The organism is Streptomyces sp. NPDC058751, assembly GCF_042746485.1.
Classification (GTDB): domain Bacteria; phylum Actinomycetota; class Actinomycetes; order Streptomycetales; family Streptomycetaceae; genus Streptomyces.
Genome location: NZ_JBHYPZ010000035.1, coordinates 78,142 through 104,430 on the forward strand (window position 1 = coordinate 78,142; position 26,289 = coordinate 104,430).

Sequence of the window (26,289 nt, forward strand, 5' to 3'; positions counted from 1 at the left end):
CGCCGCCCGCACCACCGTCGGCCTCACCGCGAGTGCCGGTAACGGAGCTGACGTGGAGGCGGGGCACGGGGCCGGGACCGGTCCCGTCGACGCCCGTACCCCTGCCGGTCCCGCCGCGAGTGCCCGCGGTGGTGCCGGAGGGATCACGTTCCCCGGCGGCCTCCCGACGGCCGGACCGCTCCCGCCCGTCACGGCCCACGGCCCCCGGACCGCCGGGCCCCTTCCGTCCGTCGCGGACCCCGGCCGGGGAACCGCCGTCCCGCTCCCCGCCCTCCCCGGCCCCGCCGACCCCGCCGCGCCGTTCCCCCCGAACCCGTGGGCCGGCCCCGCCGGGACCCCCGCCACCGAGGCGGGCTTCGCCCTGCCCGGTCCCTGGACCAAGGTCGCCGAGACGCCCCCGCCCGGCATGAGCCTCGGCGCCCGGGGCGGCGCGACGCCCGCGGACGACACCGTCCCCGGGGCCGGGGACACCGACGCGTCGCCGCCCCTCGGCGAGTTCGGGGGACAGGTGGCCCCGAGTCCCCCGGCCGGCCGTCCGGGGTCCGGTGCCGAGCCGGTCCCGGCGCTCACCGCCGTGTCGCGGACGCCCGCGGAATCCGGAGGTCCGTGTGTGTCGTCCCACACGGACGGGGACGAAAGGGACGACGCGGACGAAGAAACGTCACCCTCCGACTTCCGCGCGATGACCGCACGTTAGACTCCCCCGGCTGTAAAAAAGGATCTTGCATACGGGGTGAACACTTCAATGAGCGACTCCAGCACCATGGAAGCACCGGGCGCGGACGTCCACGAGACGTCGGCGGCCCGGCCCGAGGGCCATGGCCGACACCGCGGCCCGGTCTCCGGCCATGACGCCGAGGCGGCCCCCCAGGGCCGCCACCGCAAGCCGTCCGGCCAGCCGGCCACGACGGCCTGACCGACCTCACGGCAAGCCGAAACCGGCATACGGCCCCGCTCGCACCACGGCGAGCGGGGCCGTATCCGTGCGGGGGCTCCCCCAAGTCCCGCGCGTACGACTGCCGTCCCGCCCCCTTTGGCCGGGCGGGGGCCGACTGCTCAGCGAGGAGAGCCCTCCCGCTTGAGGCCCAGCACCTCCGCCGCCGCGAACGTCTCCCCGCGTGGCCGGTCGGCGTAGTACGGGGTGAGCAGGGCGTCGAGCTCGTCGTGGCTGAAGGTGTCCTGCTTGCTGTCGAACTTCGCGGCCACCCGGGGCCGTTCGACGACCGCGACCATGCCTCCGTGCACGACGAGGAGCTGGCCGTTGACGTGCGCGGCGGCGGGTGAGGCCAAGTAGCCGACGAGCGGGGCGACATGCTCGGGGGCGAGCGGGTCGAGGCCGTCCTCGGGCCGTCCGAGTCCGGAGAAGACGTCCTCCGTCATACGGGTGCGGGCGCGCGGGCAGATGACGTTGGCGGTGACGCCGTACTTGGCGAGCGCCAGCGCGGTGGAGGTGGTCAGGCCGACGATCCCGCCCTTGGCGGCCGCGTAGTTGGGCTGTCCGGCGGAGCCGGCGAGGAAGGCCTCCGATGAGGTGTTCACGATCCGTCCGTGGACGGGTCCGCCGGCTGCCTTGGAGCGGGCCCGCCAGTGCGCGGAGGCGAAGCGGGTGGTGTTGAAGTGGCCTTTGAGGTGGACCCTGACGACCGAGTCCCACTCGTCCTCGGCCATCGAGAAGACCATGCGGTCGCGCAGGATGCCCGCGTTGTTGACGAGGACGTCCAGTTTCCCGTACGCGGTGACGGCCGACTCGACCAGTTCGCGGGCCTGTTCGTGGTCGGCGACGTCCCCGGTGTGGGCGAGGGCCCGGCCGCCCGCCGCGCGGATCTCGGCGGCGACCTCCTCGGCCGGGCCGGCCGACGCCTCACCGGAGCCGTCCCGGCCGGACCGCCCGTAGTCGTTGACGACGACGGCGGCGCCCAGCCGGCCGAGTTCCAGCGCCTCGGCCCGGCCGAGCCCGCGTCCCGCGCCGGTGACGATCGCGGTGAGCCCTTCGAGTGGCAGTGACATCAGGGTCCTTAGCGGTTGTGGTGGGGTCCGCGCCGACGGCCGGCCGGGTCAGATCTCGATGCACGTCCGCAGGGCGGTGCCGGAACGCATCTGGTCGAGCGCCTCGTTGATCCCGGCCAGGGGGACCCGGTGGGTGATCAGCCCTTCGAGGTCGATGCGGCCCGCGCGCCACAGGGCGATCACGCGCTCGTACGACCTGAGGACGTCCCCGCCGCCGTACATGGAGGGCAGGATGCGCTTCTCGTCGAAGAACAGCTCGAACATGTTGAGCTGGAGGAAGTCGTCCATGGCGCCGGCGCCGACGACGACGAGGGTGCCGCCCCGGCGGGTGTGGTCGTAGGCGGTGCGCGCGGTGGCTGACCTGCCGACGACCTCGAAGACGTAGTCGAAGCCCTCGCCCGCGGTCACCGACTGCTTGGCGTCGGCGAGTTCGTCGGGCGAGACGGCCCTGGTGGCGCCGAAGCCGAGCGCGGCCTCCCGGCGGGAGGCGACCGGGTCGACGGCGACGATCTCCGCGGCCCCCTTGAGCCGGGCGCCCTGGATCGCGGATATGCCGACGCCTCCGCAGCCGATGACGGCGACCGACGAACCGGCCTGCACGTCGGCGGTGTTGAGGGCCGCGCCGAGTCCGGTGGTGACGCCGCAGCCGATCAGGGCGGCGATGTCGAAGGGCACGTCGTCTGGGACGGGCACCGCGCAGCCGGCCGCGACGACGACCTCCTCGGCGAAGGTTCCGGTGCCGGCGAAGCCGAAGACGTCGCCGCCGGGGCGCCTGAAGTTGGGGGTTCCCGCGTTCATGAATCCGGCCAGGCACAGTTCGGTCTGGCCCCGCTTGCAGGCGGGACAGGCGCCGCAGGCGGGCAGCCAGCAGATGACGACGCGGTCGCCGGGCTTCACGTGGGTGACGCCCTCGCCGACCTCGGTGATCTCGCCGGCGCCCTCGTGTCCGGGCACGAACGGGGCGGGCTGCGGCAGGACGCCGTTCATCGCGGACAGGTCCGAGTGGCACAGCCCGGTGGCCCGTACCCGGACGCGCACCTTGCCGGGTCCGAAGCCCACCGCCTCGACGTCGTCGAGGACCTCGAGTTTGTCCTGGCCTGTCTCGTGCAGTACGGCTGCGCGCATGGTGCGGCTCCCCTCGGGACGGTTCGCATGGGTGTCAGACGTGTTCGACGACGGTGTCGGCGAGGACCGGCGCGTCGTCCCGCTCGACCGCACCGACCGCCACCCGGACCTCTCCGTCGCCCCGCCACATCCGGATGCGCAGGGTCTCGCCGGGGAACACGACTCCGGCGAAGCGGGTGGTGCAGGCGCGGACCCGGGTCACATCGCCGCCGAGCAGGGTGTCGACGACGGCCTTGAGCGTCATGCCGTACGTGCACAGCCCGTGCAGGATCGGCCGGTCGAACCCGGCGAGCTTGGCGAACTCGGGGTCGGCGTGCAACGGGTTCCAGTCGCCGGAGAGCCGGTAGAGCAGGGCCTGTTCCTCGCGGATCCGGCGTTCCACGACCTTGTCCGGTGAACCGGCGGGGGCTTCGAGGCGGGCGCTCGGTCCGCGGTCGCCGCCCCAGCCGCCTTCGCCGCGTACGAAGATCTGGGCGTCGTTCGTCCACAACGGGCCCTCGGCGTCGGCCACTTCGGTGCGCATGACGAGGACGGCGGCGGTGCCCTTGTCGTAGACGGCGGCGATGCGCCCGGTGGCGGTGGCCGTGCCCTCGGCGGGGATCGGGCGGTGCAGCCTGAGACTCTGGCCGCCGTGCAGGACGCGGGCGAGGTCGACGTCGACGCCGGGCATGGACAGTCCGCCGATCACCCCCGGCGAGCCGGCGCCCGCGACGGTGGCGAAGCTCGGCAGGACGTGGAGCCTGGATTCGAGGGTGTACCGCAGCTCGTCGGGGTCGGTCGCGGGAACGCCCGCGCCCAGGCCCAGGTGGTAGAGCTGGACGTCCTTGTGGCTCCAAGTGATCTCGCCGGTCCGCGGGGGTGCCGCGACGGCCTTGGCGGCGTCAATGGGCATGGGGCTCCTTGCTCGACTGTGCGAAAGACCTCGATGCGGCCGTCCGCACCGTCGGCCGCACCGAGGTCGACACTGGGCCGTGGAAAGCGCTCGTTCTAGAACGCGTTCCAGTCCGGCGACCCCCTGTATAGCCCAGCTCCCAGCACTTGTGAAGACTGCTGACGCCATGTCAGATAGAGCCGTCACCCGGACGCCACGGACCGCCCCGCGACCCGCGGCCGTGACATTTGTCCCGGCCGATCCCCGACAAGTGCATCTGCCGGAGCACGTTCCCAGGCCCCTAACGTCGTTGCCACGACACGGACGACGGGGAGCGGGACATGTCCTGGATGAGAGGCATCGGCGGCCGGGGCCGCGCGTCGCGGGCCGGACGGCCTTTCCGGAAGGCCGGCGCGGAACGGTTCGAGGCGGAACGAGGGTCCGCGTGCGAGGGCGACGGCGCGACGCCCGGGAACCCGGGCCCGCCGCCGACCGGCTTCGCGCTGCTGCCGTGGCTGCTGCTGGGGATGGGCTCCGTCTCCAACCTCCTCCAGGGCGGGGCGGCGCAGCCCTGGATCGGCGGGACGGGCCTGCTCGCCTTCAACTCGCTGTACGTCTACGTCACGTTCCGCGCGTTCAGGAAAGTGACGCGGGAGGCCCGCTCCACCCGGGTCGCGCTCGTCCTGATGGGCGCGGTCACCTGCGCGCTCGCCATCGGGTACGGCGGGAACTGGCTCTACTTCTTCCCGCTGCTCGGACTGGCCACCGGGGCCGTGGTGCGCGGCCCCTGGCTCGGGAGGACCGCTCTGGCCCTGACGGCCCTGGCCGCGTCGGTCTCCGCCGTCCGGGCGGGCTGGGACGCGGTGAACGTCGCCTACGGCACCTTCCTGTCCACGATGGTGACGGCCGCGATCCTCTCCCTCTCCGAGGCGGTACGCGAACTGCGGGCGGCCCGCGAGGAGTTGGCGCGCCGTGCGGTGGAGAAGGAACGGATGCGCTTCTCCCGGGACCTGCACGACCTGCTCGGGCACACCCTCTCCGTCATCGTGGTGAAGTCGGAGGCGGCCCGCCGGCTGGCCCCCCGCGATCTGGACGCGGCGCTCGCGCAGGTCACGGACATCGAGTCGGTCGGCAGGCAGGCGCTGACGGAGATCCGTGAGGCGGTCACCGGCTACCGCGAGGGCAGCCTCGCCACGGAGCTGGACCGCGCCCGCTCGGCGCTGTCCGCGGCGCGGGTGGAGCCGGTCGTCCGGCGGTCGGGGCCGGTCCTGTCCCCGCGGACCGAGGCCCTGCTCGGCTGGGTGCTCCGCGAGGCCGTCACCAATGTCGTACGCCACAGCGGCGCGACGCGCTGCGAGATCACCGTCGACGGCACCGCGGACCTCGTCCGGCTGACCGTCTCGGACGACGGCACCGGCGCCTGTCCCGTGGATCCCGGGCCGGGCACCGGCGGCACCGGCGGCACCGGCCTCAAGGGCCTCACCGAACGCCTCGCCACGGCCGGCGGCTCCCTGCGGGCGGGACGGACTCCGCGCGGCGGCTTCGAGGTGCGGGCGGAACTCCCCGCGGAGGCGGTGGACCGGACGGAGACGGCGGTCTGAGCGGCGCCGGCCGGGCGAGGCACGGGGTGGCCGGGCGAGGCACGGGGTGGCCGGGTGCGGTGGGATCCGGGCACCCCGGCTCGCGCCGTCCGGTTCCCGGAGCCTTCCGGGGCGTGTGGACCGGGAGGCGGGAGGGCCCCGTCGCCTTACGCTTGGCCGCGTGAACGAGATGCCTCGGGACCACCGGCCCGCCAAGTCCGTCCGTGTCCTGCTCGCCGAGGACCAGAACATGATGCGCGGGGCGCTCGCCCTGCTGCTCGGGATGGAGCCGGACATCGAGGTGGTCGCGCAGGTGTCCGCAGGGGACGAGATCGTGGACGCGGCGCTGGCCGCCCGGCCCGACGTGGCCCTGCTGGACATCGAGCTGCCGGGGAAGAGCGGGCTGGACGCCGCCGCCGAACTGCGCGAGCAGGCGCCCGACTGCCGGGTGCTGATCCTCACCACCTTCGGCCGCCCCGGCTATCTGCGCCGGGCCATGGAGGCGGGTGCCGCCGGGTTCCTCGTCAAGGACGGGCCCGTGGAGGAACTGGCCGAGGCGATCCGGCGGGTGCTGACCGGGGAGACCGTCATCGATCCGGCGCTCGCGGCGGCCGCGCTGAGCGCCGGACCCAATCCGCTCACGGCCCGCGAGCGCGACGTGCTGAACGCCTCCGTCGACGGCGCCACCGTCGCCGACATCGCCGGAAGACTGCACCTCTCCGAGTCGACCGTCCGCAACTACCTGTCCTCCGCCATCGGCAGGACGGGCACCCGCAACCGCATGGAGGCGATGCGGGAGGCCCGCCGGCAGGGGTGGCTGTAGCGGACCCCGGGAGGAGCCCCCTGCCGGCCCCCGTCCGGCGGTGTCCCGCCCTCTCAGGTCAGTGAATCCACCTGCACGCTCTCGTAACTCCTGCCCTCCGGCGCCAGGCACACGAACCAGTTGGCCGGAGAACCCTCGACCCGGCGGATCGCCGGCTTGAGGTCCATGCCGAAGCCGGCGCCCTCGTCGGCCATCGGGACCGGGACCGACGTTCCGTCGTCCCAGGTGCAGGTGACGGCCAGGGTCGTCGGATCGACCTTGCCGATCACCAGCCGATCGGCCGCTCCCGCCGCGCCGGACCGGCCGGTCTCCAGCGGCCTGGAGACGACGTCGACGTCCGTGCTCCCGTCCGCGTCGCTCTTCCGGACCGGCCCGTCCAGCACGGTCTCCGGATCCCCGTCACCCACGACCAGCCGGACGAAGATCCAGCGCTTGCCGATGAGGTCCGAGGCGGCTTCGGTGCCCGACGGCGTGAGACCGTACTCACCCATCCGGCTCCGCTGGTACCGCGCCTCCGCCTCGTTCCTCGGCGCGCCCCAGGTGACGACGGTGACGGACCAGTCCTTTCCGTCGTCCCGCGCACTGGCCACCGTGGTCGTCCACGGCTCGTACACGTGCCGCCGCTCCGCTGTCGGCGGCCCGGTCACGGCCGGCACGCTCCGCCCACCGTCCCCGCCCGTACCCCCCGCGAGCGCCAGTGTTCCCGTGGAACCCGCGACCACCAGGGCGGCCGCGGCGGCCAGCGCCCAGCGGCGCGCCCTGCGACGGCGCCCTCCGCGCAGCACCGCCGGGTAGGGGACCGTGCCGATCTCGACCTCGTCCGCCGCCTCGGCCAGCAGGAGGGCGATGTCCGCGTTCGCCGCCATGTCGTGGTGTGTCTCCCGGTTCGTGCCCATCAGCTCCGCCCTCCGTCCGTCACCGTGTTCGCCAGGCCCGGCACGACACGGAGTTTCGCGATCCCCTTGGCCGCGTTGCTCTTCACCGCGCCCACCGAACAGCCCATCGCCTCGGCGGCCTGACTCTCGCTCAGGTCCTCCCAGTAGCGCAGGACCACCGCCTGGCGCTGGCGCGGGGGCAGCCCGGCCAGTGCCGTGATCAGGGCGCCGCGGTCGTCGGCGCGGCCGATCGGGTCACTGCTGTCGGGGACCTCGCGGTTCAGCCCCGAGTCGTCCCTCGGCGCGAGGAACTCCTTGAGTTTCCTGCGGTGTCTGCGGGCGTGCGCGTTGATCATCACGCGCCGCACGTACGCCTCCGGATCGTCGGCCGAGCCGACCCTGCGCCATGCCACGTACACCTGCTCCAGCGTCGTCTGGACCAGGTCCTCGGCGGCGTGCTGCTCCCCCGTCAGGAGAAACGCCGTACGCATCAGCCGTGGCCAGCGGCCGACGACGAAGCCCTGGAACTCCGCGTCCCGGGCCTGCTTCCGATCCCCCATGAGCACCTCCTGGATGCCTTAAGGAGTCCACGGGCACCGGATTCCGTTGCCTCACCGCCGTGAAACGCTCCGCGGCAGCCACAGGAACATCAGCACGGCCCCGGCCAGCAGCATCACGCCGCTGACGCGGAACGCCAGCGCGTACCCGGCGGTCAGGGCCTCCCCGGAGGTGCTTCCCCCGGTACGGGCCGCCGCGATCGTGGACATGATCGCGAGCCCCAGCGAACCGCCCATCACCCGGGAGGTGTTGACCAGGCCCGACACCACTCCCGCGTCCTCCGGCACCGCGCCGGAGGTCGCGAGCGCGGCCAGCGGTGTCGCGGCCAGACCGGCACCGGCCATCATCAGGACGCCGGGGAACATGATCGACGTGAGGTACGGGCCGTCCGCCGTCATCGTCGACTGCCAGCCGAAGCCGGCCGCGGCCAGGAGCGTACCGAGCACGGCCACGTTGCGCGCCCCGAGGACCGGCATGAGGCGGGGCGCCGACTTCGAGCCGACGACCACGGCGAGCGAACTCGGCACCAGGGCGAGGCCCGCGCCCAGCGGCGAGTAGCCGAGCACGTTCTGCGCGTACAGCGTCATGAAGAACCACATGCAGAACATCGCCGAGCCGGAGACGAACACGGCCGCGTTCGCCGACGACACCGACCGCAGCCGCAGCAGTTTCAGCGGCATCAGCGGCGCCGCGGTCCTGGCCTCGACGGCCAGGAAGACCCCGATGAGAGCCGCTCCCGCGCCGAGCGGCACGAGCGTCGCCGCCGCGGTCCAGCCCTCGGCCTCCGTCTGCACGATCCCGTACGCCAGGGTCGCGAGCCCCGCCGTCACCAGGAGCGCGCCCGGCAGGTCGAGCCGCCGCCCGTCCCCCGCCCCGCCCTCCACCAGCCGGGACGCCGCGCCGGCCAGCACGAGCGCGCCGACGGGCACGTTGATGAGGAGCACCCAGCGCCACGACAGTCCGTCGACCAGCAGTCCGCCGACGAGTCCGCCGGCCGCGCCGCCGCCGGCGCCGACCGCGGTCCAGGTCGCGATGGCCCGCGCGCGTGCGGCGCCCTCGGGGACGGCCGACGTGATGATCGTCAGGGTCGAGGGGGCGAGCACCGCGGCCCCCAGGCCCTGCGCGGCCCGTGCGAGCAGCAGGTGGGTGCCTTCCTGGGCGAGACCGCCGGCCGCCGAGGCGAGCGTGAACAGCGCGAGGCCCACCAGGAACATCCGCTTGCGCCCGTACAGGTCACCGGCCCGTCCGCCGAGGAGCATGAATCCGGCGAAGGCGATGGAGTAGGCGTTCACCACCCACTGCAGTCCGGGGGCGCTCAGCCCCAGGTCGGTCCGCATGGAGGGCAGGGCCACGTTGACGACGGACACGTCCAGGACGACCAGAAACTGTCCGGCGCACGCGAGCGCGATCACCATCCAGGTGGGCGGTGCGGTACGGGCGGCTGTCCGGGTGTCTTCGGCGGCTCGGAGCATGACCGTCATGCTCTCAACCCGCTTGCGCCCCTTGCACCAGGATTTCGGCGCGGGCGGGCGTACGACGCGGGGACCAGGACAGGTCCTAGTCCCGCGGCAGGCCGAGGATGCGCTCGGCGACGACGTTGAGCTGGACCTGGTTGACATCCTCCCCCTCTAAATGAGGGGGATTCCAGCCCGTACGGGTTGGGGTTCACGGGTGTTCGAGCGGCCGGTGGCCGTTGTCACCCCTCCGGCACCGGCTGTTCGCCGGGGGCGGGGGATCCCGCCCTGTCCTGCCGCGACATTGACTGCTGCGTTGGTGTCCGCGTTGCAGGTGAACCCGCAGGAGGAGCAGCAGAACTCGGCTTGGCTCTTGCGCGAGTTCTTGTCGATCCAGCCACAGTTACTGCAGCGCAAGGAGGTGTAGGGGGCGGGGACGTCCTCGACCCGGCCGGGTGCCTTGTGTCCGGTGCGTTGCCGGAGCAGGCCCCAGCCCTGGGCGAGGACCGCCCGGTTCAGCCCGGCCTTCTGGGCGACCTTCCGGCCGGGTTCTGACACGGTTCCCCTGGCCGAGCGGGTCATGTTCTTGATGTTCAGCTTCTCGAACCGCACCAGATCACAGGTGCGGGCGAGCATCGTGCTGGCCTTCTCACACCAGTCCCTGCGCCGGTCCGCCTCACGGGCCTTGATACGGGCGACCTTCGCGTACTCGGCGCTCTTGCGCTCGCTTCCCTTCGGGGCGCGGGCGGCCCGGCGCTGGTGCTTGCGGATCCGGGCGCGCTCCCTGACGGTCAGCTGCGGGCAGTTCAGCTTCCGCCCGTCGGAGAGGGCGGCGGTGATTTTCACGCCCCGGTCGATGCCGATGACCTCACCCGTGCCGGGCCCCTCGATCGGCACAGGGATGACGGCGAAGGCGATGTGCCACTGTCCGTTGCGGAAGGTGACGCGGAACGTCTTCGCCTTCGGCAGCCCAGAGCCCTTGCCGTTGCGGCTGAGCCGGAAGCGGACCCAGCCGCAGCCGGGCACCTTCACCCGCGCCCACCTGCGGTTGAGCTTCTGCACCACGACCGAGCGGCTCATGACCTGCCTGCCCCTGGCGTTGAGCTTGGGTGAGCCGTCCGTCTCGAACTCCGGGACGCGGTCGGTGCCGATGACGCGGAAGCCCTCGTGCACGTGCTTCCGGCGCCAGGTCGGCTCACCGAACCCGGAGGTGAAGCGGGCGTTCTTCGCCGTGGCGAAGTCCTTCAGCGCCTGCTGCTGCACGTCCGCGTTGCCCGCAGCCAGCCATGCGTTGTCGCGCCGGGCCTCGGTGAGCTGACGGCACTGCTCGGCAAAACCCGGCGCGGACCTACGCCCCCGGTACCAGTGCGCGTGCTGCTCGACGGCCAGGTTCCAGACATACCGCGCGTGCGCGCAGTGGCCGAGCATGACGCCCGCCTGCTCACCCGTCGGATACATCCGAAACCGTGCCATGACCGCGAACCTAGCCCGCACGTTCCCCCACCGCCCGCACCATCGACCGACATCACCCGCGCGAGTGACCGATCCCGGCCACCGACCCGCCCGGCCACCAGCCACCGTCGAGAGGCCACCGTCGACTCCGAGCTGCCGCACCTGCTCGAGGCCGGCCTCACCACCGTCTCGCCCGGGACGCCGAACCGCCCTGGCGGCGATTCGGCTTCCCCTGCCCCGCTCCGCGGGAGCGGGCATTCACCCCGGCCCTGAAGGACCGGGCACCCCGCCCGAAAGCAAGGCGGATCCGCGCCAGACTAGAACACGTTCCACTCTGACGGTAGGTCAGATACCCATGGACCGGTCAAGAATTCGTTAGTACGCCGAAGCATCGGAATAGTTGCCCAGGCACACCGGGTTCCCCCTGCACGTACCTCGCGTGGACCACCCGACCGACACCCCCGCATCCCCTGGATCACCCGGCCGACCGTCTCCCCGGCATCCGCACGGAACCCCCTCGCTCCGCTCCCGAGAGCTCCCTTCGCCATGGCCTGGAGGCCCCCTCAATGACGCACACGACGACCGACCGACCCGCGCAGAGGCCGGGCGGCGCGACCGTGCCGGTGCTCGCCTTCGCGGGCATCGTGGTCGCGGTCATGCAGACCCTGCTCGTCCCGGTCGTCAAGGACCTGCCGGTGCTGCTGGACACCGAGCCCGGCAACGCCACCTGGGTCCTGACCTCGACCCTGCTCTCGGGCGCCGTGGCCACACCGATCATGGGCCGCCTCGGCGACCTCTACGGCAAGCGGCGCATGCTGCTCACCAGCCTGGCCGTGATGGTGGTCGGCGCCCTGGTCAGCGCGCTGAGCGCCACCCTGCTCCCGATGATCGCCGGCCGTACCCTCCAGGGCTTCGCGATGGGCGCGATCCCGCTGGGCATCGGCCTGATGCGCGACATGCTGCCCCGCGAGAAGCTCGGCTCCGCGATGGCCCTGATGAGCTCCTCGATCGGCGTCGGCGGCGGCCTCGCGCTGCCCGCCGCGGCCCTCGTCGCCCAGCACGCCGACTGGCACGCCCTCTTCTACGGGGCCGCGGGGCTCGGCGTCGTGTCGATCGCCCTCACCCTCCTGGTCGTACCGGAGTCCCCGATGCGCGCCGAGGGCTCCTTCGACCTGCCGGGCGCCGCGGGCCTGTCCGCGGGGCTCGTGCTCCTCCTGCTGCCGATCACCAAGGGCAGCGACTGGGGCTGGACGGCGCCCACCACGCTCGGCCTGTTCGGCGCGTCGGCCGTCGTGCTCCTCCTATGGGGCGCGATGGAGCTGCGCCTGAAGGCTCCGCTGGTCGACCTGCGCACCACCGCCCGTCCCGCGGTCCTCTTCACCAACCTCGCCTCGATCATGGTCGGCGTCTCCTTCTACGTCGTCTCGCTGGTCCTGCCGCAGCTGCTCCAGCTCCCGACGTCCACCGGCTACGGCCTCGGCCAGTCGATGGTGAGCGCGGGTCTGCTCGTGGCGCCGCTCGGCCTGACGATGATGCTCACCGCCCCCGTGTACGCCCGCCTGTCGGCGAAGTACGGTCCGAAGGTCACGCTGATCACCGGCATGGTGATCATCGGGATCGGCTACGGCGCCGGTCTCGGCCTGATGAACGCCGCCTGGCAGTCGCTGGTCATCTCGGTGGTCCTGGGCGCGGGCATCGGGCTCGCCTACTCCTCGCTGCCCGCCCTGATCATCGGTTCCGTCCCGGCCTCGGAGACGGGCGCGGCCAACGGCCTGAACACCCTCATGCGTTCCATCGGCACGTCGGTGTCGAGCGCCGTCGTCGGCATGGTGCTCGCGAACACGGCGCACCACGTGGGCGGGGTCGCCGTCCCGACCATGCACGGCTTCCGCGTGTCCTTCCTGATCGCCACGGGCGCGGTGGCGGCCGGCGTGCTGATGGCGCTGTTCCTGCCGGGACGCCGTCCAGCCACCGGGCTCTCGCTGGTGGCGAGCAGCGAGGAGACCGCGGCACCGGCTCGGGAGGTGCCCGGCGGTTCCCCCGGCCGGGCACCGGACGCCGGGGGCGACCGGACCCCGGACACCGGGAACGGCCCGCTCGCCGTGTCGGCCGCGCGGGCGGGCGAGGACCGGCCGGCCGCCCCCGGGCCCGCGCTCCCGGGCGGGAACGCCGAGGTCACGGCCTGACGTCCGGGCCGCCTCCGAGTGATCATCACCACCCCGCCGCCCGCGCGGCGGGGTGGTGGTGCACGATGCTTCGCGTACCCGTTGTTCGCACCGATGGAGGAAAACCCCATGTCCTCGGCACCCAAGCCCGAGATCCTCGCCGCCTTCGAGGCCGCGAAGGGGTTCATGCCGCGCGGTGAGGGACTCGCGCTCCACGAGGCCGCGGTCGAGGCCGGACGGCTCGGGCTGCCGCTCCTGGAGGTCGGCACCTACTGCGGCCGTTCCACGATCCTGCTCGCCGACGCGGCCCGCGGGGCCGGGGTGACCGCGATCACGGTCGACCACCACCGGGGCAGCGAGGAGCAGCAGCCGGGCTGGGAGTACCACGACCCGTCCACGGTCGACCCGGAGATCGGCCTGATGGACACGCTGCCCACCTTCCGCCGCACCCTGCACCGGGCGGGCCTGGAGGACCACGTGGTCGCGCTGGTCGGCCGCTCGCCGCAGATCGCCGCCTTCTGGGGCACGCCGCTGGGTCTCGTCTTCATCGACGGCGGCCACACCGACGAGCACGCGAGCGGCGACTACGAGGGCTGGGCGCCGCACGTCGCCGAGGGCGGCCTCCTCGTCATCCACGACGTGTTCCCGGACCCCGTCGACGAGTTCACCGGACAGGCCCCGTACCGCGTCTGGCTCCGGGCCCTGGCCTCGGGCGCGTTCACCGAGACCGCGGTGAGCGGCTCGCTGCGCGTCCTGCGGCGAACCGGAGCAGGGATCTGAGCTCCCGGTTAGAGTCGCTGACGTGTCGTACGTAGGCCCAGACTTCGATCCACCCCGGCAGCGCCGTCTCCGCCGCGGTCCGCTCACCATCGCACTCGCCGCGCTCGTGCCCGGCGCGCTGGCCGGCTGGCTGGCGTGGCAGGCCGTGGGAGACCATGCGGAGGGCGGGTCCGACCGGGCCGTTCCCGCGTCGTCGTCCTCCTCGCCCGGCTCCGGCTCGCCCTCCTCGCGGGCGTCCGCCCCGGCGGCGGACGACGGCAGACCGGACACGTCGTCGGCCCCGAAGCCTTCGGCCTCGTCCCCGTCCTCGTCCTCGAAGCCCGCCGCGTCCGGCTCCCTCAAGGGCAAGGTCGTCGTCATCGACCCGGGGCACAACCCCGACAACTTCCGGCACACGTCCGAGATCAACCGCAAGGTGGACATCGGGACGGGCCGGAAGGAGTGCGACACCACCGGCACCTCGACCAACTCGGGTTACACGGAGGCCGCGTTCACCCTCGACGTCGCGCACCGGATGCGCTCCCTCCTCGAGAAGCAGGGCGCCACGGTGAAGTTGACGCAGGACGGTGACCGTTCCTTCGGCCCCTGCATCGATGAGCGGGCCCGCATCGGCAACACCGCGCACGCGGACGCGGTCGTCTCCCTGCACGCCGACGGATCGGGGGCGGGCAACCGCGGCTTCCACGTGATCCTCCCGGCGTCGGTGCACGCGGGCGCCGCCGACACCCGCCCGATCGCCGCCGCCTCCCGCGACCTGGGCGAGCACATCGCGGGCCTGTTCGTCCGCGAGACGGGCAGCGCGCCCTCCAACTACGTCGGTGACGGCACCGGTCTGGTGGTCCGTGACGACCTCGGCGGTCTCAATCTGTCAACGGTTCCCAAGGTGTTCATCGAGTGCGGCAACATGCGCGATACGAAGGACGCGGCGCTGCTCACCAGTGGTGCCTGGCGGGAGAAGGCGGCACGGGGGATCTCTGAAGGAATCGTTGGTTTCCTGCACGGGTAGTGATCTACGGACTCAACCCGGCGGACACCCTGATCGTCCGGGCGATAGGGTCGTCCGTACGATAAAGGGCCACCCCCGAGCTTCACACCGCGTCGCGACGGTTGCACCATGTCGGCGGCACGGCGTAAAGCGATGCCTCACCGACGACGAGACGACTGACGAAGGACCTGAAGTGAATATCCGCTCCCTCACTCGAGGCGACGGCGTGGTGATCGGAGCAGCGGTGTTGCTGTTCATCGCGTCGTTCCTCAATCTCTACTCCGTTTCCGGGTACAGCGTTGACGTGAACGCCTGGGACAACCTCGGCTACGGCCTCGGCGTCTACATGGGCGGGGTCATCGGCGCCGCCCTGATCGTCGTCAACCGCTGCCTGCCGCAGCCGCGCAAGGTCCTCGGGCTCGACCTGGGCACGGCCGGCGTGGCGTTCACGGTTCTCGTGGCGTGGAGCCTGTTCTGGTCGCTCGTGGACGTCGGGGACAACGCCAGCGCCGCCGCCGGTCTCATCCTCGGCTTCATCGCGGCCCTCGTCCTGGCCGGCGCGGCCGTCGCGACCCCCCTGGTCCCCGCCCTGCAGGCCGCCCTCGTCGGCGCCCCCAAGCCTCCCTCCCAGCCCTACGGCGGTCAGCCGCAGGGTGGTTACGGCTACCCGGGCGCCTCGCAGCCCGGCCAGCCCGGCCAGCAGCCCTTCGGCGCCCCGGCCTCGCAGCCCACGCAGCCGTTCGGCGGACAGCCGAGCCAGCCGTCGGCTCCGCAGACGCAGTCGCCGGCCCAGGACTTCTCGCCGTTCTGGTTCGCCGTCCCGGTCGCCCGTCCGCTCTTCTCGGAGGACGGCGCACAGGCGCCGATCGCCGAACTGGCGCCGGGCACCTGGTACCTGGCGGTCGAGCAGCGCGGTGCGACCCTGGTGGCGCAGACGCAGGACGGCCGTCGCGGTGTGCTCCAGGACACCTCGGGCATCCAGCGCGGCTGATCCGCCCCCCGTTCCCTCGACGGCCCCCCGCCCTTTCCGGCGGGGGGCCGTTGTCGTACAGTCGCAGCACGCCAGGAACTGACGGTTCGTCAGGACATCGGGACTCTGCTTCTGGAGGCGCCATGCGGCTCGGTCTCGCGCTCGGCTACTGGGGGCGCGGCCCCTCGGCGGACCACGTGCCGCTCGCCGTCGAGGCGGAGCGGCTCGGCTACCACTCGGTGTGGACCGCGGAGTCCTGGGGCTCGGACGCGTTCACCCCGCTCACCTGGATCGCCGCGCACACCACACGCATCCGGCTCGGCACGGCCGTCGCGCAGATGGCCGCACGCTCCCCCACCACGACCGCGATGCACGCGCTCACCCTCGACCACCTCTCCGGCGGTCGCATGATGCTCGGCCTCGGTCTGTCGGGGCCCCAGGTCGTCGAGGGCTGGTACGGGCGGCCGTTCCCGAAGTCACCGCTGACCGCGACCCGGGAGTACGTCGACGTCGTGCGCCAGGTCCTGCGGCGCGAGCGTCCGGTCGAACTGGACGGCCGCTTCCACTCCCACCCCTACCGGGGCGCCGACGGCACGGGGCTCGGCAGGGCGCTGAAGCCGATCACGCACCCGCTGCGGGCCGAACTGCCGCTGCTGCTCGGCGCCGAGGGACCGAGGAACATCGCGCAGACGACCCGGATCGCGGACGGCTGGCTGCCGCTGTACTGGTCGCCGACGCGTCCCCAGGCGTACGAGGCCTCGCTCACCGGTCTGTCCGAGGACTTCCTCGTGGCGCCGATGGCCCGCGCGCACGTCTGTGACGACCTCTCCGAGGGGCTGCTGCCGGTCAAGGCGATGCTCGGCTTCTACATCGGGGGCATGGGGCACGCGGCCCGCAACTTCCACGCCGACCTGATGGCCCGGATGGGCTTCGAGGAGGAGGCCCGCAGGATCCAGCGGCTGTTCCTGGAAGGGCGCAGGGAGGAAGCCGTCCTGGCCGTCCCCGACGCCTTCGCGGACGAGATCTCGCTCGTCGGCCCGCGTGAACGCATCGCCGAGCGACTGGAGTCGTGGCGCAAGGGCCCGGTGACCGACCTGCTGGTCCTGTCCCCGGACCGCCGGACCCTGCGCGTGCTGGCCGAACTGAACTCCTAGGAACGGCGGGTGGGCCCGTCCGGGTTTCATCGGGGAACGACGGGCAACCCGCTGGACATGTCCCCTAGATATCGCAACGGCTCGAATCAGGCGGGGACGGTCATCGCGATCGTCGCGGACGTCATGGCCGTCATCCTCGGTCTCTGGATCCTGATGTACCTGCTCGAGGCCAACCGCGGCAACGACCTCGTGCAGTTCGTCCACAGCACCGCGGCCTGGCTGGCCGGCTGGTCGCGCGACCTGTTCACCTTCGACGAGGAGTGGGCGCGCGTCGTCGCGGGCTACGGTCTGGCCGCCGTCGTCTACCTGTTCGTCGGCCACGCGGTGGCCAACCGCATCCACCGCCACTGACCGGCACCGGCGGCCGGGAGCACCAAGAGAAGCCCGTGCCGGAAAAGCCCGCGGAGCCCGAAGGCTCCGGAGCGTCCGGACGGTCCGGGAAAAGGGACCGTCCGGACCTTCAGCGGGCCGGAGTGCAGCAGTCGGGGTCCAGGCCGGTCGGCAGGCGCTCGCCGCCGAAGACCGCGCACGTGGGCTCGTCGCCGCCCAGTGCGGCGACCGCCAGGAGCAGGGAGCCCGCCGTCCAGGCGGTGAGTTCCTCGGGCCAGATCGCCCGGTCCTCGAAGACGTAGCCCGTCCAGTACAGACCGGAGCGCGGATCGCGCAGGTGCTGGATGGACTGGAGGATCTCCAGGGCGCGGTCGGACTCGCCCACCGCCCAGAGCGCGAGGGCGAGTTCGGCCGATTCACCGCCGGTCACCCACGGGTTGGGGACCACGCAGCGCACCCCGAGGCCGGGCACCACGAAGCGGTCCCAGCCCTCCTCTATGCGGGACTTGGCCTCGGCGCCCGTCAACGCGCCGCCGAGCACCGGGTAGTACCAGTCCATGGAGTAGCGGTCCTTGTCGAGGAACCGCTCCGGGTGCCGCCGGATGGCGTGCCGCAGCGCGCCGACGGCCAGCTCCCAGTCGGGCTGCGGCTCCTCGCGCTGCTCGGCGATGGCGAGGGCGCAGCGCAGCGCGTGGTGGATCGACGAACTCCCGGTCAGCAGCGCGTCGCCGACCGCCGTCCCGTCGTCCTCGCGCTTCCAGCCGATCTGTCCGCCGGGCTGCTGGAGCCGCAGCACGAACTCCACGGCCGCGTAGACGGCGGGCCACATGCGGTCCAGGAAGACGTCGTCGCCGGTCGCCAGGTAGTGGTGCCAGACGCCGACCGCGATGTACGCGCAGAAGTTGGTCTCGCGGCTGCGGTCGGTGACGTCCTCGAAGTCCCCGTCGGCGTAGGCCGCGTACCAGGAGCCGTCCTCGTTCTGGTGCCGTGCCAGCCACTCGTAGGCCCGCTCGGCGGCCTCGTGCTCGCCGGCCGCGTCGAGCGCCATGGCGGCCTCGGTGTGGTCCCACGGGTCGAGGTGGTGGCCGCGGAACCACGGGATGGCTCCGTCGGGGCGCTGCACCGCGAGGATCCCGCGCACGGTGGCGGCGGCTTCCTCTGCGGTGAGGACCCCGGGCAGGACGAGGTGTTCTGTCCGCCGGGGAGTGGTCACGTGGCGTCCGCCTCGGAAGCGGTCCTCGCGGAGCCGGCGGCGAGCTTCGGCAGGTGCGGCTTGGTCGCGTACGCCACGAAGCTCTTGCCGATCAGCGGGTTCAGCGCCTGCTCGACGACCCGGGTGGCCAGCGGCTTCTTCATGATGTCCCAGACCAGCAGCTTGTGGTACGCCCGCACGGGCAGCGCCTTGTCGTTGTCGACGCCGAACGCGCACTTCAGCCACCAGTACGGCGAGTGCAGCGCGTGCGCGTGGTGCGAGCCGTAGGGCCGCAGTCCGGCCTGGCGGATCTTCGCGAGCAGTTCGTCCGCCCGGTAGATGCGGATGTGGCCGCCCTCGACCTCGTGGTAGGCGTCGGACAGCGCCCAGCAGACCTTCTCCGGGCCGTAGCGCGGCACCGTGATCGCGATGCGCCCGCCCGGCTTGAGCACGCGGACCATCTCGGCGAGGACGCCCTTGTCGTCCGGGATGTGCTCCATGACCTCGGAGATGATCACGACGTCGAAGGACTCGTCGGGGAAGGGCAGCGCGAGCGCGTCGCCCTCCATGGCCGTCGCGGTGGCCCCGGCGGGCGCCTCCCCGGCCTCCTTCATCGCCGCGAACCACTTCGCGACCTCGCGGATCTCCTCGGCGTTCTGGTCCAGCGCCACGACCTGCGCGCCGCGCCGGTAGCACTCGAAGGCGTGCCGGCCGGCACCGCATCCGAGGTCCAGGACGCGGTCCCCGGGGGCGAGCGGGAACCGGGAGAAGTCGACGGTCAGCACGTGGCCCTGCTTTCGCGGTTGACTGCAACGAGTTCTTCGGCCGCGGTAGTGCCTTCCGCGGCCTCGGCGCGGCCGGCTCCCGGGGTCGCCGGGGAACCGGCGTCCGGCGCGCCGCCGCGCCCGTCGATGCCCGCGGCGACGGCCCCGCGCGAGCGGGTCCGGGACGCGGGAAGGGCCATCGCCGCACGGTAGTGGGCCACCGTGCCCTCGGCCGCCCTGGCCCAGGTGAAGCGTGCGAGGACGCGCTCGCGCCCGGCGGAGCCGAGCCGCGCCCGCAGTGCGGGGTCGCCGAGGAGCCGGCCGAGGGCCGCCGCCAGCGCTCCCGGGTCGCCCGGCGGAACCGCGAGGCAGGTCTCGCCGTCGGGGCCGGCGACCTCGGGGATCGCTCCGCCGGTGGTGGCCACCAGCGGGGTCCCGGTGGCCATCGCCTCGGCGGCGGGCAGCGAAAAGCCCTCGTACAGGGAGGGCACGCAGGCGACCTCGGCCGAGCGGACGAGGTCGACGAGCTCGGCGTCGGAGATGCCCTTGACGAACTCGACGGCGCCGTCGAGGCCGTACCGCTCGATGGCCTGGGCGACCGGTCCGTCCTCGGCGCGCTTGCCGACGACGACGAGGTGCGCGCCCGGGTGCTCGGTACGCACCTTCGCGAGCGCCTCGATCAGGAACACCAGGCCCTTGAGCGGCACGTCGGCGCTGGAGGTGGTGACGATGCGGCCCGGCACCTGGGGCACGGAGGGGTCCGGCGAGAAGAGGTCGGTGTCCGCGCCGATGTGGACGACGTGGATGCGGTCCTGCTCGACGCGCAGGTGGTCGACGATCTCCTGGCGGGAGGTGCCGGAGACGGTGAGCACGGACGGCAGGCGGCGCGCGACGCGCTTCTGCATGCGGGTGAAGGCGTACCAGCGGCGGACGGAGGCGCGGCGCTGCCAGCCCTCGGCGGCGTCCAGTTCCAGCTGCCGGTCGACGGTGATGGGGTGGTGGATGGTGGTCACCAGCGGGGCGCCGATGTCGCCCAGCAGCCCGTAGCCGAGGGTCTGGTTGTCGTGGACGACGTCGAACTCGCCTCGGCGGGCGCGCAGGTGGCGGCGGGCGCGCAGCGAGAAGGTCAGCGGCTCGGGGAAGCCGCCGGTCCACATCGTGCCGACCTCGAGGGCGTCGATCCAGTCGCGGTACTCGTCGCGCGCGGGGGTGCGGAAGGGGTCGGGCTGGCGGTACAGGTCCAGGCTGGGCAGCTCGGTGAGGCTCAGGCCGTCGAGGCCCTCGTCGAGCACCGGGTAGGGCTGGGAGCCGATGACCTCGACGCGGTGCCCGAGGCGGGCGAGTTCGCGCGAGAGGTGCCGTACGTAGACACCCTGGCCGCCGCAGAACGGGTTTCCCTTGTAGGTGAGGAGCGCGATGCGCAGGGGTCGTTCCCCGTCGGCTGCCGCGCCCTTTCCGGGGTCCGCATCCATGGCCTCAGCGGTCACTTCCGGTCCCCTTCTCCCTGCACTTTCCCGCGAGATTACGCCGGGACGCTAATCTAGAACAAGTTTCAGACTTGATCGTTCACGGAGCACTGAATCTACCGGCAGGTAGCGCCGCTGTGAGCGGTGGATCAGGTGATTCACGCCACGACGGAGCGGCGGAATCACTCGATCCACTCGGTGGTGTGACGCCCTGCGGTCGGCTCGTCGCTCCCCTCGCCGATGTCACGGAACGGACCCATGCCTGCGCAAGCCAAGGCGGACTCGAAGAACGCGCGACCGACGCCGGGGGCCGGCACGCCCGCCGCCTCCCCGGGCACCGCGCACACCCGGCCGCACCCCATGTCGCACCCCGCCTCTCCCCCGCTCACCGAGCGGCAGGAGGCGCGCCGCCGCCGGATCCTGCACGCGAGCGCGCAGCTCGCCAGCCGGGGCGGCTTCGACGCCGTGCAGATGCGCGAGGTCGCGGAGTCCTCGCAGGTCGCCCTCGGCACCCTGTACCGCTACTTCCCCTCGAAGGTGCACCTGCTGGTCGCCACGATGCAGGACCAGCTGGAGCACATGCACGGCACCCTGCGCAAGAAGCCGCCGGCCGGGGACACGGCCGCGGAGCGGGTGGCGGAGACCCTGATGCGGGCGTTCCGCGCCCTCCAGCGCGAGCCGCACCTGGCCGACGCGATGGTCCGCGCGCTCACCTTCGCGGACCGCAGCGTCAGTCCCGAGGTCGACCAGGTCTCGCGGCAGACCACGGTGATCATCCTGGACGCGATGGGCCTCGACGACCCGACGCCGGCCCAGCTCTCCGCGGTCCGCGTCATCGAGCACACCTGGCACTCGGCGCTGATCACCTGGCTCTCCGGGCGTGCCTCGATCGCCCAGGTCAAGATAGACATCGAGACGGTCTGCCGGCTGATCGACCTGACCGGCCCGAGCGACGGGTAGCCCGTGGACGGGCGGGAGGACCCGGGCCACGGGGAAGACCCGCCCGGCCGCGACGACCGCAGGAGCCGCGGCTAGCCCACCCGCTCCAGGCCGCTCCAGCTGCGGCCGATCGCCTTCTCCCCCGCCCAGCGCTCCAGCAGTCGCCGCGCCTCCGGTTCCGGGGCCGCCAGCGACACCGTCTGGGCGCCCGCCCGGACGTCGCGTTCCTGCTGGTGGGTGCCCTCGCTGCAACAGGCGCAGAGGACGTTCACGGCACTGGCGGGCTCGGCGCCGTAGCCGTGCCCGGTGAACAGGGCGAGCAGGGCCTCCAGGTCCTCCGCCCCGCCGGCGGCGACCGTCACCGCCAGGGTCGGCAGCGGCGAGGGCTCGAAGAGCGTGAGTTCGTCGAACACGGGGAACGCCGTGCCCCCGTAGACCCGTTCGCCCTTGGGTTCGCCGTCGTGCACGACGATCTCGCCGTACCGCCGGCCGCCCGTGACGGGCACGTTCACCACGCGCCCCCGGGTCGGGCACAACCGCTCGATCCACACGACCTCCCGCTCCCCGTCGGTGTCCAGCCGTACGCAGGCGGCGCCGAAGCGGCCCTCGATCTCACCCTCCCCGTCGGGGATCTCGATGCCGAAGCCGTCCCAGGCGTCGCGGGCGGTCGCCCAGTCCCGCAGGATCGTGGCGGCGATGCCGAGGTTCCAGTACGCGGGATCGCCCTCGCCGCGCGGGGACCGGGCCGCCGCCTCCCGCCCTAGTTCGAGGGCCTTGTCCCAGTTGCGCAGGAACTTGTGGGCGAGCGCGGCGTCGTACCACCACACCGCGCTCGGCTCCTCGTCGGGGAAATGCGCCAGCACCCGTTCGTAGAGGTCGGCGGAGCGCTGCCACTCCTCGGCGTCCCACGCCTTCCCCGCTTCCCCGATCAGCTTCCTGGCCTCGGACTTCTGCACGCTTCCCGCCCCGGTCGTTCCGTCGAAAGCCGGAGGATATCCGGGGAGGCGGACCGCTACCGTGCCCGGTCCGGCCGCCTACTCCTCCGGCGGGAACACCGGCTCGCCGCCGGCCAGCAGCGAGATCACGACGGCCTCGACCGGGCAGCCCTCGGCCGCTTCGAGGATCTTCTCGTTGGCGTCGGTCTCCGGCTCGACGGGGTGGGACTGCATGGCGGAGTCGAGGCGGAAGGCGTCCGGGGCGAGGTGGACGCACTGGGCCGAGCCGATGCAGACGGAACGGTCGACCCCGACCTGCCAGCGGTCGCCCATCCTCAGGCCTCCCAGCCGGCCGGCAGGTGGATCATCTTGTGCTCCAGGTACTCGCCGTACCCCTCGGGCCCGAACTCCCGCCCGAGGCCCGAGTTCTTGTAGCCGCCGAAGGGGCCGAGCATGTCGAGGCTGAAGGTGTTCACCGAGTAGGTGCCGGTACGGACCTGCCGGGCGACGTCGATGCCGTGGGCGACGTCCGCCGTCCAGACGCTGCCGCTCAGCCCGTAGTCGGAGTCGTTGGCGATCTTCACGGCCTCGGCCTCGTCGCCGTAGGGGAGCAGACAGATCACCGGGCCGAAGATCTCCTCCCGGGCTATGCGCATCGAGTTGTCGACGTCCCCGAACAGGGTCGGCTCGACGTACCAGCCGCGGTCGAGGCCCCGCGGACGCCCGCCGCCGGCCAGGATCTTGGCGCCCTCCTCCTGGCCGATGCGGATGTAGTCGAGGTTGCGCCGCCGCTGCCGCTCGGCGACCAGCGGGCCGACCTGGGTGGCCGGGTCGAGCGGGTCGCCGACGACCAGCGCGTTCGCCGCCGCGGCGAAGGCGTCCGCGAACTCGTCGTAGCGCGAGCGGGGCACGAGGATGCGGGTCTGGGCCACGCACGCCTGGCCGTTGTTCATCCAGGCCGCCGAGGCGATCCCGGGGACCGCGGTGGCGAGGTCCGCGTCCGGCAGCACCACGGCCGCCGACTTTCCGCCCAGCTCCAGGGTCACGCGGGTGAGATGACGGGAGGCGACCTCCATCACCCGCTTGCCCGCGGCGACCGAACCGGTGAAGGAGACCTTGTCGACGCCGGGGTGCCCGACCAGGTACTCGCTGACCTCGCGGTCGGCCGGGAGGATCGACAGCACCCCTTCGGGCAGCCCGGCCTCCTGCGCGATCTCCCCCAGCAGATAGGCGTCCAGGGGCGATTCGGGCGACGGCTTCAGCACGACGGTGCAGCCGGTCAGCAGCGCGGGCGCGAGCTTGGCCGCCGCCACGAACTGCGGGACGTTCCACGGCACGACGGCCGCCACCACGCCCACCGGCTCACGGCGGACGAGGAGCTTGCCGAGGACCCCGTCGCGGGCCTCCTCGCACGGGTAGCCGCGCGCGACCGTGATCGCCGAGTCCCACACCATCATCGCGCCGAGGGCCTGCGCGAGGACGCTCCAGGAATAGGGGGAGCCGTTCTCGGAGGAGATGACACGGGCGATCTCCTCGTGGCGCACCGCGATGGCGTCCTTGATCCGGGCCACGACCGCGATCCGCTCGTCGAGGCCCATGCGCGGCCAGGGCCCCTCGTCGAACGCCCGGCGCGCCGCGGCGACGGCCCGGTCGACGTCGGCGGCCGAGGCGTGCGGCACCCGGCCGATGACCTCCTCGGTGTGCGGCGAGATCACCTCGATGACGTCCTTGCCGAGCGGGTCGGTCAACTCCCCGCCGATGAACAGCTGTCCGTGTTCCACGAGTCCGGTCATGGCCGGCTGCCTCCCGAGGGCGCTCTCCGCCACCTGTTCTGACGCTTCATCAGATACGAGAACTGATACCAGTTCCAGTCGAATGAGTCCACGGCACGGACGCGGCGGCGGAACGCCGTCCGCGCGGACGGGGCAGTCGACTTGGGCTCCCATTGGAACCCGTTCTAGTTATAGTGGCGGGAATCGGCGATGGGTGGAAGCGCATGACGCAGGTGACCGATCACGGCGGGGGCGTACGGTCGATCAGGGTCCCCATCCCGGACAACCCGCTCGGCCACACGCTGGTGTACCTGGTCGACACCGACGCGGGGCCCGTGCTCGTCGACACCGGCTGGGACGACCCGGCCTCCTGGGACACCCTCACCGAGGGGATCACCGGCTGCGGGAGCTCGGTCGCGGAGATCCACGGCGTGCTCGTCACCCACCACCACCCCGACCACCACGGCCTGTCGGGCCGGGTCCGGGAGGAGTCCGGCGCCTGGATCGCGATGCACGCCGCCGACGCGGCGATCGTCGGGCGCACCCGCGAGACCCGGCCCGAGGGCTGGTTCGCCTACATGGCCGCCAAGCTGGAGGCCTCCGGCGCCCCGGAGGAGCATGTCGCCCCGCTCCGCGAGACGCACAGGCCGGTCCGCCGTCCCAGCACCCTGCCCGGCTTCTCCCCCGCGCTGCCCGACCGCGAGATCGTCCCCGGCGAACTCCTGCCCCTGCCCGGCCGTCGGCTGCGCGCCGTCTGGACCCCCGGCCACACCCCCGGGCACGTCTGCCTCCACCTGGAGGAGGCCCACCCGGACCGGTTGCCCGGCAACGGGCGCCTGTTCTCCGGTGACCACCTGCTGCCGAGGATCACCCCGCACATCGGCCTCTACGAGGACCCGGACACCCACGGGCGCCCGCCCTGGGCGAGCGGCGTCGAGGGCCTGACGGAGATCGCCGACCCGCTCGGCGACTACCTCGACTCGCTGGAGCGCGTCGGCCGGCTCGGCCCCGCCGAGGTGCTCCCGGCCCACCAGCACGTGTTCACCGACGCCCCCTCCCGGGTCGCGGAGCTGCTCGCCCACCACGAGGAGCGGCTCACCGGTCTGCTCGCGCTGCTCCGCGTACCGCTCACGCCCTGGCAACTCGCCGAACGCATGGAGTGGAACCGCCCGTGGGCCGAGATCCCCTACGGATCACGGAACATCGCGGTCTCCGAGGCCGAGGCCCACATCCGTCGGCTGGTGAAGCTGGGCCGGGCCGAGGCGGTGGCGGGCAGCGACCCGGTGACGTACGCGGCGGTCTGAGACCACCGCACGGACCGACCGCCCGACGACTCCCCTGCCCCCGGTCCCTCGGCCGTCCGACGACTCCCGCGTCCCGGCCCCTCAGCCGCCCAACAGCTCCCGCACCAACTCGTCCGCCTCGCCGAGGAGTCCGGCCTCGTCGGCGCTCGCCGCCGGGTCGGCCGCCCTGCGCCGGCCCGCCTCCAGGAGCCCCGCCTCGGTCACCTGGTCCTCGTTCCCGTCGAGCAGCGCCTCCAGCACCTCCCCGGCCACGTCCCCGGCCGCCTCGCCGCCGACGGCGACCCGCGCGAGGATCACGGCGGACATCGCCCAGTCGAGAGCGGGCGCCCCCTCCTCGGCGCCGGACCAGCCGATGACCTTCGGCCCGTCCGGGGTGAGCATCACGTTGCCGGGGTGCAGGTCCAGGTGCAGGACACGGACACCGGGGTCGGCGGAGATCAGCGCGGGCACGGCGTGCAGCTTGCGCAGCAGCCTGGCCAGGACGAGCCCCGCCTCCTGGGCGGAGAGCAGGCCCTGCCCGAACGCCTCCAGGACGGTCGGCCCGGACAGCCGCTCCATCACCAGGTCCCCGCGGGCCGCGGCCCGCACACCCGGCACCGGATAGCCGTGCGAGCGCAGGTGCTGCATCACCGCCGCCTCGGCCGCGGCGTCGCCCCGGCCCGCACGGTCCCGCCGCAGCACCCACGCCTCGTCGATCTCGTAGACGTCCGCAGAACGCCCCGAGCCGAGCAGTCTCCCGGTTCGCATGACCCGAACCTAGCGGATGTCGCCCAGGTCACCCCGGGCCA

General features: G+C 72.8%; 25 protein-coding genes and 1 pseudogene. 12 read left to right on the forward strand and 14 right to left on the reverse strand.

Features of this window, described 5'->3' with window-relative positions:
* Together ACFW6B_RS28785 and ACFW6B_RS28790 are read left to right on the forward strand one after the other, a co-directional pair.
* Window positions 1-697 (forward strand): annotated as a pseudogene (locus ACFW6B_RS28785) (hypothetical protein); the annotation flags it as partial.
* A 48-nt stretch (window positions 698-745) separates the two neighbouring features.
* Window positions 746-916 (forward strand): hypothetical protein, encoded by a 171-nt coding sequence (locus ACFW6B_RS28790; RefSeq protein WP_386600353.1) that lies wholly within the window; start codon window positions 746-748, stop codon window positions 914-916.
* 140 nt (window positions 917-1,056) lie between these two features.
* Here the strand turns inward: ACFW6B_RS28790 and ACFW6B_RS28795 are convergent, their stop codons facing one another.
* From ACFW6B_RS28795 to ACFW6B_RS28805, 3 genes are read right to left on the reverse strand one after another with little or no spacing between them, the layout of a single operon-like run.
* The gene (locus ACFW6B_RS28795; RefSeq protein WP_386600355.1) at window positions 1,057-2,007 is read right to left on the reverse strand and encodes a 3-oxoacyl-ACP reductase; all 951 of its coding nucleotides are present in this window, start codon (window positions 2,005-2,007) and stop codon (window positions 1,057-1,059) included.
* 48 nt (window positions 2,008-2,055) lie between these two features.
* The gene (locus tag ACFW6B_RS28800) at window positions 2,056-3,132 is read right to left on the reverse strand and encodes a Zn-dependent alcohol dehydrogenase (RefSeq protein WP_386600357.1); all 1,077 of its coding nucleotides are present in this window, start codon (window positions 3,130-3,132) and stop codon (window positions 2,056-2,058) included.
* Window positions 3,133-3,166: 34 nt separating this feature from the next.
* Entirely contained in the window at window positions 3,167-4,024 is an 858-nt protein-coding gene (locus ACFW6B_RS28805; RefSeq protein WP_386600359.1) for a MaoC/PaaZ C-terminal domain-containing protein, read from the reverse strand.
* A gap of 320 nt (window positions 4,025-4,344) precedes the next feature.
* Between ACFW6B_RS28805 and ACFW6B_RS28810 the strand changes: the two genes are divergently transcribed.
* Both ACFW6B_RS28810 and ACFW6B_RS28815 read left to right on the forward strand, forming a co-directional pair.
* Entirely contained in the window at window positions 4,345-5,604 is a 1,260-nt protein-coding gene (locus tag ACFW6B_RS28810; RefSeq protein ID WP_386600361.1) for a sensor histidine kinase, read from the forward strand.
* Between the two features lie 169 nt (window positions 5,605-5,773).
* The gene (locus ACFW6B_RS28815) at window positions 5,774-6,406 is read left to right on the forward strand and encodes a response regulator (protein ID WP_386600416.1); all 633 of its coding nucleotides are present in this window, start codon (window positions 5,774-5,776) and stop codon (window positions 6,404-6,406) included.
* Between the two features lie 53 nt (window positions 6,407-6,459).
* On the opposite strand, the gene ACFW6B_RS28820 is transcribed toward ACFW6B_RS28815, so the two are convergent.
* The 4 genes from ACFW6B_RS28820 to ACFW6B_RS28835 form a co-directional block, all read right to left on the reverse strand.
* Window positions 6,460-7,302, reverse strand: a complete 843-nt coding sequence (locus ACFW6B_RS28820; protein ID WP_386600363.1) for a hypothetical protein — start codon at window positions 7,300-7,302, stop codon at window positions 6,460-6,462.
* On the reverse strand, window positions 7,302-7,841 hold the full coding sequence (locus tag ACFW6B_RS28825; protein ID WP_386600365.1) for a SigE family RNA polymerase sigma factor: 540 nt from the start codon (window positions 7,839-7,841) through the stop codon (window positions 7,302-7,304). The genes ACFW6B_RS28820 and ACFW6B_RS28825 overlap by 1 nt, the downstream gene beginning before the upstream one ends.
* Window positions 7,842-7,892: 51 nt before the next feature.
* Complete coding sequence (locus ACFW6B_RS28830; protein WP_386600367.1) at window positions 7,893-9,311, reverse strand: MFS transporter; 1,419 nt, start codon at window positions 9,309-9,311, stop codon at window positions 7,893-7,895.
* Between the two features lie 156 nt (window positions 9,312-9,467).
* Window positions 9,468-10,766: an RNA-guided endonuclease InsQ/TnpB family protein gene (locus tag ACFW6B_RS28835; RefSeq protein ID WP_386600368.1), complete on the reverse strand. Its 1,299-nt coding sequence runs from the start codon at window positions 10,764-10,766 to the stop codon at window positions 9,468-9,470.
* Window positions 10,767-11,311: 545 nt separating this feature from the next.
* On the opposite strand from ACFW6B_RS28835, the gene ACFW6B_RS28840 reads away from it, so the two are divergent.
* The 6 genes from ACFW6B_RS28840 (at window position 11,312) to ACFW6B_RS28865 (ending at window position 17,150) form a co-directional block, all read left to right on the forward strand.
* A complete protein-coding gene (locus ACFW6B_RS28840; RefSeq protein ID WP_386600370.1) occupies window positions 11,312-12,931 on the forward strand; it encodes an MFS transporter in 1,620 nt (539 codons plus the stop codon).
* A 108-nt stretch (window positions 12,932-13,039) separates the two neighbouring features.
* Window positions 13,040-13,690: a class I SAM-dependent methyltransferase gene (locus ACFW6B_RS28845; RefSeq protein WP_386600372.1), complete on the forward strand. Its 651-nt coding sequence runs from the start codon at window positions 13,040-13,042 to the stop codon at window positions 13,688-13,690.
* Between the two features lie 22 nt (window positions 13,691-13,712).
* The gene (locus ACFW6B_RS28850; RefSeq protein ID WP_386600374.1) at window positions 13,713-14,696 is read left to right on the forward strand and encodes an N-acetylmuramoyl-L-alanine amidase; all 984 of its coding nucleotides are present in this window, start codon (window positions 13,713-13,715) and stop codon (window positions 14,694-14,696) included.
* Window positions 14,697-14,901: 205 nt separating this feature from the next.
* Window positions 14,902-15,666 carry a hypothetical protein gene (locus tag ACFW6B_RS28855; protein ID WP_386600376.1) on the forward strand — a complete coding sequence of 255 codons (765 nt, stop codon included), beginning with the start codon at window positions 14,902-14,904 and terminating at the stop codon, window positions 15,664-15,666.
* 122 nt (window positions 15,667-15,788) lie between these two features.
* A complete protein-coding gene (locus tag ACFW6B_RS28860; protein ID WP_386600378.1) occupies window positions 15,789-16,799 on the forward strand; it encodes an LLM class F420-dependent oxidoreductase in 1,011 nt (336 codons plus the stop codon).
* Between the two features lie 57 nt (window positions 16,800-16,856).
* Window positions 16,857-17,150 (forward strand): hypothetical protein, encoded by a 294-nt coding sequence (locus tag ACFW6B_RS28865; RefSeq protein ID WP_386600380.1) that lies wholly within the window; start codon window positions 16,857-16,859, stop codon window positions 17,148-17,150.
* Window positions 17,151-17,259: 109 nt separating this feature from the next.
* Here ACFW6B_RS28865 and ACFW6B_RS28870 read toward each other — a convergent pair whose 3' ends face one another.
* From ACFW6B_RS28870 to ACFW6B_RS28880, 3 genes are read right to left on the reverse strand one after another with little or no spacing between them, the layout of a single operon-like run.
* The gene (locus ACFW6B_RS28870) at window positions 17,260-18,342 is read right to left on the reverse strand and encodes a prenyltransferase/squalene oxidase repeat-containing protein (protein WP_386600382.1); all 1,083 of its coding nucleotides are present in this window, start codon (window positions 18,340-18,342) and stop codon (window positions 17,260-17,262) included.
* Window positions 18,339-19,106, reverse strand: a complete 768-nt coding sequence (locus ACFW6B_RS28875) for a methyltransferase domain-containing protein (protein WP_386600384.1) — start codon at window positions 19,104-19,106, stop codon at window positions 18,339-18,341. The genes ACFW6B_RS28870 and ACFW6B_RS28875 overlap by 4 nt, the downstream gene beginning before the upstream one ends.
* Complete coding sequence (locus ACFW6B_RS28880; protein ID WP_386600386.1) at window positions 19,100-20,572, reverse strand: glycosyltransferase family 4 protein; 1,473 nt, start codon at window positions 20,570-20,572, stop codon at window positions 19,100-19,102. The genes ACFW6B_RS28875 and ACFW6B_RS28880 overlap by 7 nt, the downstream gene beginning before the upstream one ends.
* Window positions 20,573-20,911: 339 nt before the next feature.
* Between ACFW6B_RS28880 and ACFW6B_RS28885 the strand changes: the two genes are divergently transcribed.
* Window positions 20,912-21,511, forward strand: a complete 600-nt coding sequence (locus ACFW6B_RS28885) for a TetR family transcriptional regulator (RefSeq protein ID WP_386600418.1) — start codon at window positions 20,912-20,914, stop codon at window positions 21,509-21,511.
* Between the two features lie 71 nt (window positions 21,512-21,582).
* Here ACFW6B_RS28885 and ACFW6B_RS28890 read toward each other — a convergent pair whose 3' ends face one another.
* The 3 genes from ACFW6B_RS28890 to ACFW6B_RS28900 all read right to left on the reverse strand — a co-directional run bounded on the left by ACFW6B_RS28890 (window position 21,583) and on the right by ACFW6B_RS28900 (window position 24,218).
* Window positions 21,583-22,446: a tetratricopeptide repeat protein gene (locus ACFW6B_RS28890; RefSeq protein WP_386600388.1), complete on the reverse strand. Its 864-nt coding sequence runs from the start codon at window positions 22,444-22,446 to the stop codon at window positions 21,583-21,585.
* Window positions 22,447-22,524: 78 nt separating this feature from the next.
* Window positions 22,525-22,758 (reverse strand): ferredoxin, encoded by a 234-nt coding sequence (locus ACFW6B_RS28895; RefSeq protein WP_386600390.1) that lies wholly within the window; start codon window positions 22,756-22,758, stop codon window positions 22,525-22,527.
* 2 nt (window positions 22,759-22,760) lie between these two features.
* Window positions 22,761-24,218: an aldehyde dehydrogenase gene (locus ACFW6B_RS28900; RefSeq protein ID WP_386600392.1), complete on the reverse strand. Its 1,458-nt coding sequence runs from the start codon at window positions 24,216-24,218 to the stop codon at window positions 22,761-22,763.
* A gap of 203 nt (window positions 24,219-24,421) precedes the next feature.
* On the opposite strand from ACFW6B_RS28900, the gene ACFW6B_RS28905 reads away from it, so the two are divergent.
* Window positions 24,422-25,501 (forward strand): MBL fold metallo-hydrolase, encoded by a 1,080-nt coding sequence (locus tag ACFW6B_RS28905; protein WP_386600394.1) that lies wholly within the window; start codon window positions 24,422-24,424, stop codon window positions 25,499-25,501.
* A gap of 81 nt (window positions 25,502-25,582) precedes the next feature.
* On the opposite strand, the gene ACFW6B_RS28910 is transcribed toward ACFW6B_RS28905, so the two are convergent.
* Window positions 25,583-26,248, reverse strand: coding sequence for a phosphotransferase (locus ACFW6B_RS28910; RefSeq protein ID WP_386600396.1), 666 nt, complete (start codon window positions 26,246-26,248; stop codon window positions 25,583-25,585).
* Window positions 26,249-26,289: the final 41 nt, after the last annotated feature.